Below are 7,363 nucleotides of genomic sequence, written 5' to 3'. Positions count from 1 at the left end.
CCTGTTTTTCGACGCGCGGTCTTGCGAGGCTGGGAGGAATTGCTTATTCGCGCGCAGGAACTGCGGCGGCCCTTCGGCCGCGAGCAGTCGTTCAAGCTGGTGCCGGGGCGGCTGGTGGCCGACCGGCTGCTGGTCGGGCTGCATGCCGCGGGGCTCGATGCGCAGGCCCTGTTCGGGCTCTGCGAGGAGCTGGGCCTTCCCCCCGCGGGCCGCGCGCTGCTCGAGGCGCAGCTGCCGCGCGCCAACGCCGTGTTCCTCGCCTGCGAGGAAGCCGGCGGGCCCCCGCTGTACAAGGCGTATCTCGAGTTCTGGGACGAGGTGCGCGCGCGCGTGCGCGCCGGCGACCGCTCACCGCAGGTGCTGCACTTCGGCGTGAAATGGAGCGCGGCGCAGCCGGGCCGGCACGAGGAGGCGCGCTACGTCTGCCACCCGCTGCTCGCGTCGCGCGAGGTGCTGCTACGCATGGCGGCCGCCTACCCGGCGCAGGACGAGGCGAGCGCGCTGGAGCCGGCGCGCGCCATCGTGCGGATGGCGGCGCGGCGGCGCCCGGACGCCGCCTTCCTGTATCTGGATGCATCCGAAACCGGCAATCCGCGCCGGTCCTTCGATATCAACCTGTATGCGGCGGGCCTGCAGGTCCAGGAAGCGGCGGGCAGCCTGCGGCAGGCGGCCAGCCACTTCGGCGTGCCGGCGCGGGCGCTGGAAGACCAGTTGCAGGTCCTGGGGCCGCTGCCCCTGGGCCACCTCTCGGGCGGCCGCGACCGGCGCGGCGCCGAGTTCCTGAGCGTGTATGCCGAGGTCGCGCCGCTGCCGGCGGCGCCGTGATGGTCGGAGCGACAGGATTCGAACCTGCGACCCTCTGGTCCCAAACCAGATGCGCTACCAAACTGCGCTACGCTCCGATCCGGCGCATTCTACCGGCGGGGGGCCTGGAAGCCCTGGGTCCTCGCCTTCGCGAGGATGACGGAGGGGACGAGGTTCAGAGCTTCACGTACTCGTAGTCCACCGGCTGGGCGTTGATCCCGCGGTCCGGCGGCGCGATCCACGCGGCCATCTTGCCGGGCTCGGTGACGCGCTGCATCAGGCTCTTGACGAAGCGGATGTCGTCTTCCACGGGCAGCCATTCGGCCTTGCGCGCCTCGAATTCCGCGGCGCTGATCGGGTTGCCCTGCGGGTCCGTGTGCAGGCCGGCCCAGGCGCCCACGCTGCGGCGGAAGCGCGTCGACGGCAGCTTGAACTGGAAGTCCACGCCGGACTTCTTCACCAGCATGTTCCAGCGGGTCACGCCGACGTTGCAGTCCTTGGCGTATTCCAGGCGCGTGATCTCGTTGATGCCGTTGCGCACGGCGATCTCCTCGTCGCGCACGCCGCCCTGGCCGTCCGGCACCTGGATCACCATGGTGGTGCCGGTCTCCACGTGGTCGGCGAAGCGGGACTCGTCCGGCCGGCCCTTGATGCCGTTGCTGAAGTAGTTGGCCGCGTTGGAGGACGACTCCGAGCCGAACAGGTCCAGCGAGCTGGTGAACCAGAAGTTCATGAACTTCTGGATCGTCGGCAGGTCGATGGCGCCGGCGTTGCGGATCTTCTTCCAGTCGTCGGTGTCCAGCTCCTTCATCACTTCCAGCGTGCGCTTGATGACGCGGCCGACGCCGGTCTCGCCCACGAACATGTGGTGCGCTTCCTCCGTCAGCATGAACTGGCAGGTGCGCGACAGCGGGTCGAAGGCGCTCTCGGCCAGCGACTTCAGCTGGAACTTGCCGTCGCGGTCGGTGAAGTAGGTGAACATGAAGAAGGACAGCCAGTTGTCCATGGGCTCGTTGAAGGTACCCAGGATGCGCGGCTTGTCCGGGTCGCCGGAGTGGCGCTCCAGCAGCTCCTCGGCCTCCTCGCGGCCGTCGCGGCCGAAGTAGGCGTGCAGCAGGTAGACCATGGCCCACAGGTGGCGGCCCTCTTCCACGTTCACCTGGAACAGGTTGCGCAGGTCGTAGAGCGAAGGCGCCGTGTGGCCCAGCAGGCGCTGCTGTTCGACGGAGGCGGGCTCGGTGTCGCCCTGCGTCACGATCAGGCGGCGGAAGGTCGAGCGGAACTCGCCGGGCACTTCCTGCCAGGCGTCCTGGCCCATGAAGTCGCCGAAGCCGATCTTGCGGTCCTGCTGCCGGTCGGCCAGGAAGATGCCCCAGCGGTAGTCGGGCATGGGCGTGTAGCCGTACTGCGCCCAGCCCTGCGCGTCGACGCCGACGGCGGTGCGCAGGTAGACGTCCTTGGCCTTGAAGTCGCTCGGGCCCATCTCGTCCCACCAGCGCAGGAAGGCGGGCTGCCAGTGCTCGAGGGCACGCTGCAGCTGGCGGTTGTCGGCCAGGTCGACGTTGTTGGGGATCTTCGCTTGCAGGTCGATCGTGCTCATGTCTTAAACCCTCTTCCAGTCGAATTTCGCCTTCTTGCCGGTGCCGAACAGCTTCAGCGCGCCGTCCTCGCCCACCGCGTTCGGGCGGATGAAGATCCAGTTCTGCCAGGCCGAGAGGCGGCCGAAGACGCGGGTCTCCATGGTTTCCTTGCCGGGGAAGCGCAGCGACGCTTCCATCCCGGTCAGCGCATCGGGCGACAGCGACGCGCGCTCTTCCAGCATCAGCCGGATCTCGTCGTCCCAGTCGATGTCGTCGGGCGTCAGCGTCACCAGGCCCAGGCCCAGCGCCTGGTCGGCGCGCAGCGGGCTGTCCTGCAGGCCCTGCAGCTGCGCGATGGTGGCTTCGTCCTCGTTGAAGCGGGTCTGCAGGCGCGTGAGGCCGTTCACCTCCGGGTAGCGGCCGAAGTTGGCGGGCGACAGGCGCAGGGCCGGCGCGGCGTCGGGCGCATCGGGCAGGTCCAGCATGTAGATGCGGTCGCAGGCCAGGGCCAGTTCGTACAGCGTACCGGCAAAGCAGGAGCCCTCGTCCACCAGCGCGATCAGCGAGCGGCTGGTGACGTCCAGGCGGGCGAGCGTGCGGCGCAGCGCGCCGAGCGTCTCGCGCACGAGCCAGTGGTCCTTCAGCTTCCCGAGCGTGGCGTCGGCCTGCAGGACGAGGTTGGCGTCGCCGCGGGTCTTGAGCACCCAGGTGCCGATCTCCAGCTCGTTGGTGCGCAGGTTCAGGATGGCGTCGTCCAGCTCGCGGGCGAACTGCAGCGGCCACCACTTCACGCCGGCCGCGACGATCGCCTCGGGCGTGGACTCGATCGCCGCCTTGGGCGCGTTCACCGTCAGCGTCGCGATGCGCGTGGCGCGGTCGATCTGCACGTCCACCACGTCGTAGTGGTAGCCCTGGTCGTCGATCTTCGCCTTCAACGGCGTCAATTCGATGCCCTGCTCCGGGCCCTGGCGGGTGGACTGGCCGCGCAGCGCCGCCACTTCGGAGTCCACCAGCGCGCCGAAGGCCTGCGGCTTGGCGTAGGCGTCGATCAGCTTCCAGTCGCGGGCGCGGTCGGCGCGCACGCCTTCGCTGGTCGTGCAGAAGATGTCGGCGAGATCCCGGCGCACCTTGCGCTTGTCGGTCACGCGCGTGAGGCCGCCGGTGCCGGGCAGCACGCCCAGCAGCGGCACTTCCGGCAGGCTCACGGTGGAGGAGCGGTCGTCCACCATCACGATGCGGTCGCAGGCCAGCGCGAGCTCGTAGCCGCCGCCCGCGCAGGCGCCGGTCACGGCCGCGATGGACTTCAGGCCCTCGTTGCGCGAGGAGTCCTCCAGGCCGTTGCGGGTCTCGTTGGTGAACTTGCAGAAGTTCACCTTCCAGGCGTGCGTGGACAGGCCCAGCATGTAGATGTTGGCGCCGGAGCACCAGATGCGGTCCTTGCCGCTCTCGAACACGACCACCTTCACGGCCGGGTGCTCGAAGCGGATGCGGTTCAGCGCGTCGTGCAGCTCGATGTCGACGCCGAGGTCGTAGCTGTTCAGCTTGAGCTTGTAGCCGGGCTTGAGGCCGCCGTCCTCGTCGATGTCCAGCTTCAGGCGCGCGACGTCGCCCTCTACGGACAGCCTCCAGTGGCGGTAGCGGGACGGGTGGGTGGCGAAGCTCACGAGCTCGCGCTCCTCTCCGGCCAGCACCTGCTTGAACAGCAGGGGTTCGGTCATGGCGTTCATCGGGTCTCCAGGGTCAGGGCTTGCGGCGCGGGGACGGCCCGCTCCAGGTCTTTCAGGGATTGCTTGACGCTGCGGGCGGCGGTGTCCACCACGGCGTCGGCGCGCGCATACAGGGCTTCGCGGCTGGCGAGGATGCGGCGGATGTCCTCCAGCGCCTCGCCCATCGCGTTGCGGGGGAGCTCGCCCTCGCCCTGCGTGTTGAAGGGCCGCAGGTCGCCCTGGGCGACGACGCGGCTCATGTGTTCCTCGGGGCTGGCCTTGACCCACACGCAGTAGAAGTGGCTCTGCAGGAGGTCGAAGGTCTCGCGCTCGCTCACGATGCTGCCGCCGGTGGTCATGACCACGCCCTCGGCGTGCTCCTCGGCGATGCGCAGCAGCGCGCGGCGCTCGTAGCGGCGGTAGCCGGACTGGCCGTGCAGCAGCAGGATCTCGTTCATGCTGGTGCCGGCCTCGCGCTCGATCTCGCGATCGAGTTCCACGAAGGGCACGCCGCGCTGCCCCGCGAGCTGCGCGCCCAGCGTCGTCTTGCCGGCGCCGCGCAGGCCCACGAGGGCGATGCGCTGTTCGCGCCCGCGCGCGTCCGCCAGGCCGAAGTGCGTGGCGAGCAGCGCATGGGCCTGGTCCAGCTGGGCGTCGTCCAGGCGTCCGAGCAGGCTGTGGATGCGGGCGAGCGCCGGACGCGGCGCGTCCTGCATCAGGTCCAGCACGGTGATGTTCAGGGCCCGGGCCGCGGCCTCCAGCGAATACATGGAGACATTGCCCTTGCCGGCCTCGACGTCGGCGAGGAAGCGCTCCGACAGGCCGGAGTCGGCGGCGAGCTGCTTGCGCGTCATGCCCCGCCGCGCGCGCCAGGCCCGCACCCGGGCGCCGAGTTCGGCGACTTCGCGGTGTTCGGTGTCGGTCACGGGCTGCATGGCGGGTTGGTTTTGAAGCAAAGCTTGCGCTGGATCAAGATTGCACTATACTTCCTGCAAGCTCAGTGTCAAGCAGTTTACTGCATGTGATCGGAAATCCATGAAGCTCAAGATCCTCGTCGGCACCATGACCAGCACGGCCGACTACGTCGCCCAGGCCATCCAGATGGATTGCGCCGACCTCGTGGACGAGGTCGACATCGTGATGATGGACGGGCAGGACATCGCCGTCTTCGACGAAGATGCGCTATACCTCATCTGCACCTCCACCTACGGTTCCGGCGACGTGCCCGACAACGCGCGGGCGCTCTACGAGTCGCTGGACGCCAACCCGAAGTTCCTGGGCACGGTCCGCTACGGCGTGATCGCGCTCGGCGACCGCACCTACACCCAGACCTTCTGCTTCGGCGGCAAGAAGTTCGATGAACGCCTGCAGGGCCTCGGCGCCCAGCGCATCGGCGAGGTCTGGTGCCACGACGCCAGTGCGGGCACCATGCCGGAGGAACTGGGCACGGCCTGGTGCCGGGAATGGCTGGAGAAGGAAGCGATTCCGGCGATGACCAGGGCCACGGCCTGAGCTTGTCATCCCGGGGAAGCATGTCATCCCGGGCTTGACCCGGGATCCACCGTGGCGCGCCACGGTCCTGGATTGCGGCTCGAGGCCGCAATGACAAAGGGACAGAACGAAGGAGACAACAATGCACCTGAGCCACGCCGACCACAGCACCCGCCCCCCGCGCGTGGAGATCCCGCGCGACTACAACGCCGCGCACGACCTCCTGCGCCGCAACGCCGCCCGCTCCGGCAAGCCCGCCTTCATCGACGCCGCCACCGGCGCGCAACTCACCTACGGCCAGCTCGAGGAACAGGCGCACCGCTTCGCCTCGGCCCTGCGCCAGCGCGGCTTCGCCCCCGAGGCGCGCGTGATGGTCGCCATGCTGGACACGCTGGAGTGGCCCGTGGTCTTCCTGGGCTGCATCCTCGCCGGCGTCGTGCCGATCGCCGCCAACACCCTGCTCACGACGAAGGACTTCGAGTTCATGCTGCGCGACTCGCGCGCGCAGGCCCTGTTCGTCTCCAGGCCGCTGCTGCCCGCCTTCGAGCCGCTGGTGGGCACGATCTCCACGCTCAAGCAGGTCTTCGTCGCCGGCGACGACGGCGAGCACTCGGTCGCCCGCCTGGTCGCCTCCGGGGCGGCCGACAGCGAAGTCGCGGGCACCTGCAGCGACGACGCCTGCTTCTGGCTCTATTCCAGCGGCTCCACCGGCGCGCCCAAGGGCACCGTGCACCTGCACAGCCACCTGGTGCAGACGGCGGAACTCTATGGCCGCGCGGTGCTGGGCATCCGCGAGGACGATGTCGTCTTCTCCGCCGCGAAACTGTTCTTCGCCTACGGCCTGGGCAACTCGCTCACCTTCCCCATGAGCGTGGGCGCCACGGCGGTGCTGCTGCCGGGCCGGCCCACGCCGGCGGAGGTCTTTCGCGTCCTGAAGGAACACCAGCCCACGGTGTTCTACGGCGTGCCGACGCTGTACGCCTCGCTGCTCGCGGACGCGGAGCGGCCGAAGAAGAAGGAGCTGAAGTTGCGCGTGTGCACCAGCGCCGGCGAGGCGCTGCCGGCGGAGATCGGCCAGCGCTGGACCGGCGACTACGGCTGCGAGATCCTGGACGGCATCGGCTCCACCGAGATGCTGCACATCTTCCTGTCGAACCGCCCGGGGCAGGTGCGCTACGGCACGACCGGCCAGCCGGTGCCGGGCTACGAGCTGCGCATCGTCGGCGACGACGGCCGCGAGTGCGGCGACGGCGAGATCGGCGAGCTGCAGATCAGCGGCCCGAGCGCGGCCCTGATGTACTGGAACAACCGCGCCAAGACCAAGGCGACCTTCTGCGGCGAGTGGACGCGCAGCGGCGACAAGTACACGCGCGACGCCGACGGCTACTACACCTACGGGGGCCGCAGCGACGACATGCTGAAGGTCGGCGGCATCTACGTCTCGCCCTTCGAGGTCGAGGCCTGCCTGATGACGCACGCCAGCGTGCTGGAGGCCGCCGTGATCGGCGTCGCCGACCACGAGGGCCTGGTGAAGCCCAAGGCTTACGTGGTGCTGAAGCCCGGGCAGCAGGCCTCGGCGGAGGACCTGCAGGCGCACGTGAAGACGCGCCTCGCGCCCTACAAGTACCCGCGCTGGATCGCCTTCGTGCCGGAACTGCCCAAGACGGCAACCGGCAAGATCCAGCGCTTCAAGCTGCGCGCGGCCGAAGCCTGAGGGAAAGCCATGTGGCGCGAGCCTGCCGCGTTCGCGGAGAATGCAGGCCGCAACGAATCACAATGAAG

The 7,363-nt window shown here is 69.2% G+C and carries 6 protein-coding genes and 1 tRNA gene; 3 read left to right on the top strand and 4 right to left on the bottom strand.

All coding sequences use genetic code 11. From position 1 onward, the window contains the following. Nucleotides 1-39: 39 nt before the first annotated feature. Nucleotides 40-825 (top strand): hypothetical protein, encoded by a 786-nt coding sequence (locus ACY0MJ_RS16355; RefSeq protein ID WP_462639575.1) that lies wholly within the window; start codon nt 40-42, stop codon nt 823-825. Here the strand turns inward: ACY0MJ_RS16355 and ACY0MJ_RS16350 are convergent. From ACY0MJ_RS16350 to ACY0MJ_RS16335, 4 genes are all read right to left on the bottom strand, one after another. Further along, nucleotides 826-902, bottom strand: a tRNA-Pro gene (locus ACY0MJ_RS16350). A gap of 77 nt (nt 903-979) precedes the next feature. Then, entirely contained in the window at nt 980-2,404 is a 1,425-nt protein-coding gene (boxB, locus tag ACY0MJ_RS16345; RefSeq protein ID WP_462639574.1) for a benzoyl-CoA 2,3-epoxidase subunit BoxB, read from the bottom strand. Between the two features lie 3 nt (nt 2,405-2,407). After that, nucleotides 2,408-4,102, bottom strand: a complete 1,695-nt coding sequence (boxC, locus tag ACY0MJ_RS16340) for a 2,3-epoxybenzoyl-CoA dihydrolase (protein WP_462639573.1) — start codon at nt 4,100-4,102, stop codon at nt 2,408-2,410. 5 nt (nt 4,103-4,107) lie between these two features. Continuing rightward, a complete protein-coding gene (locus ACY0MJ_RS16335) occupies nt 4,108-5,046 on the bottom strand; it encodes a helix-turn-helix transcriptional regulator (protein WP_462639572.1) in 939 nt (312 codons plus the stop codon). Between the two features lie 79 nt (nt 5,047-5,125). Between ACY0MJ_RS16335 and ACY0MJ_RS16330 the strand changes: the two genes are divergently transcribed. Together ACY0MJ_RS16330 and ACY0MJ_RS16325 are read left to right on the top strand one after the other, a co-directional pair. After that, entirely contained in the window at nt 5,126-5,602 is a 477-nt protein-coding gene (locus ACY0MJ_RS16330) for a flavodoxin domain-containing protein (RefSeq protein WP_462639571.1), read from the top strand. A 121-nt stretch (nt 5,603-5,723) separates the two neighbouring features. Further along, on the top strand, nt 5,724-7,295 hold the full coding sequence (locus tag ACY0MJ_RS16325) for a benzoate-CoA ligase family protein (protein ID WP_462639570.1): 1,572 nt from the start codon (nt 5,724-5,726) through the stop codon (nt 7,293-7,295). The last annotated feature ends 68 nt before the right edge of the window (nt 7,296-7,363 follow it).

The organism is Ramlibacter sp. bp-362 (genome assembly GCF_054956735.1).
Note: the sequence above shows the minus strand (reverse complement) of the source record. Positions and strands in the feature narration are given on the sequence as shown.

What these genes read in the sequence shown, in the direction of transcription:
- boxB (WP_462639574.1), bottom strand. Translation starts at nt 2,404, where the DNA reads ATGAGCACGATCGACCTGCAAGCGAAGATCCCCAACAACGTCGACCTG.
- boxC (WP_462639573.1), bottom strand. Translation starts at nt 4,102, where the DNA reads ATGACCGAACCCCTGCTGTTCAAGCAGGTGCTGGCCGGAGAGGAGCGC.
- ACY0MJ_RS16330 (WP_462639571.1), top strand. Translation starts at nt 5,126, where the DNA reads ATGAAGCTCAAGATCCTCGTCGGCACCATGACCAGCACGGCCGACTAC.
- ACY0MJ_RS16325 (WP_462639570.1), top strand. Translation starts at nt 5,724, where the DNA reads ATGCACCTGAGCCACGCCGACCACAGCACCCGCCCCCCGCGCGTGGAG.